Annotated in this window: 1 protein-coding gene; it reads right to left on the bottom strand. The window is 74.5% G+C overall.

Annotation, left to right across the window (positions count from 1 at the left end; all coding sequences use genetic code 11):
- The coding region (locus H5J33_RS36375; RefSeq protein WP_181798940.1) for an MFS transporter at window positions 1–752 on the bottom strand (752 nt) is incomplete at its 3' end.
- Between the last annotated feature and the right edge of the window lie 279 nt (window positions 753–1,031).

The following is a 1,031-nucleotide window of genomic DNA, read 5'->3' as shown; positions in this document are numbered from 1 at the left end:
AGCACCACCCCGGCCGCGAGCGGCAGCAGCGTGGCCGGCGCACTCCAGCCGTGCTCACCGGCCCGGGTCAGCCCGAGGACGACCGCCAGCAGGCCGAGGGTGACCGTGACGGCACCCGGTACGTCCAGCCTGGGCCGCTCGGCGGGCCGGGACTCGGCGATGACGGCGGGCGCGACGAGGAGCACGGCGAGCGCCACGGGCACGTTGACGAAGAACGCCCAGCGCCACGACAGCAGGTCGGTCAGCAGGCCGCCGAGGATCGCGCCGGTGGTGAAACCGGCCGACATCAGCGCCCCGTTGAGACCGAGCGCCTTCTCCCGCAGCGGACCCTCCGGGAACGACGTCGTCAGCAGGGACAGCCCGGCCGGGGTGACCGCCGCGGTGGCCAGCCCCTGGAACACCCGGGCCGCGAGCAGCACCTCCGGGCTCTGTGCCAGCCCGCCGGCCAGCGAGGCCGCGCCGAGGACGACGAGCCCGCCGAGGAACATCCGGCGGCGGCCGAAGAGATCGGCGACCCGCCCGAACAGCAGGGTGAACCCGGCCGCGCACAGGGCGAACGCGGTGCCGATCCACTGGAGACGGTCGAGGGGGAAGCCGAGGCCCGCGCCGATCACCGGCAGGGCCACGTTCAGGATGGAGAAGTCCACGGCCAGCATGAACTGGGCCGCGAGCAGCAGCACCAGCACCAGGCGCAGCCGCGGGGTCAGCACGGCGGGCGCGGCGCCGGCCGGCCGTGTCGCTGTGACGGACATGACGGGTCCCTTCTGTACGGCGAACTCGCCGGGAGCTCACCGGATGTGACGTGCAGAAGGCTCGTCCGCCGCGGCCGGCCCAGCCAGCACCGCCGTGGGACCGGCCGCCGTGAGGGTGGTCATCGCGTGACCACCCTCGGGCGTCCCGTTCGCGCCGCCGGGCGGGCAGGATGGACGGCGACCGCCGTACCCGCCGTGCGTACCCGCCGCAGGAGTACGCCGCCCGCACCGGAGGCATCCATGGACGCGTCGTCCGAGCTCGGAGAGTTCCTGAAGTCA

It is taken from the genome of Streptomyces sp. WELS2, from assembly GCF_013870595.1.
GTDB lineage: Bacteria > Actinomycetota > Actinomycetes > Streptomycetales > Streptomycetaceae > Streptomyces.
Note: the sequence above shows the minus strand (reverse complement) of the source record. Positions and strands in the feature narration are given on the sequence as shown.